General features: G+C 63.0%; 1 protein-coding gene. It reads right to left on the bottom strand.

What is annotated here, in order from left to right; genetic code table 11:
• Nucleotides 1-467: AMP-binding protein (locus ACLQ3J_RS20915; RefSeq protein WP_425904301.1), on the bottom strand; the 467-nt coding region annotated here is incomplete at both ends.

The following is a 467-nucleotide window of genomic DNA, read 5'->3' as shown; positions in this document are numbered from 1 at the left end:
GCACCCACACCCAACGGCCAGAAAAACTCCCACACCGACACATCGAACGTAAACGGCGTCTTCTGCAACACCACATCATCTCGGGTGAGCGAGTATTCGTGCTGCATCCACTCGAGACGATTGACAATCGCCCCATGCGAGACCGCCACACCCTTCGGCCGGCCCGTCGACCCCGACGTGAAAATCACATACGCCGTATTCGACGGCCGCACCGGCGCAATCCGCTCATCATCGGACACCGGACCGGCCGCAACGCTCGAAAGATCCAGCGTGTCGATCGACACCACCGGCACCGACCCGGACCCGGAATCGGAACCGGGAAGCTCGAACCCGTCCCGCGACGTCGACACCACCAACACCGGCGACACCGACTCCACAATGAAACCATTCCGCTCGGCAGGCTGATCCGGATCGATCGGCACATAGGCGCCGCCCGCCCGCACGATCGCATACATCCCCACCAGCAG

This window comes from Rhodococcus sp. DT1 (assembly GCF_049844875.1).
GTDB lineage: Bacteria > Actinomycetota > Actinomycetes > Mycobacteriales > Mycobacteriaceae > Rhodococcus.
This window is presented reverse-complemented; position numbering and strand designations above follow the sequence as displayed.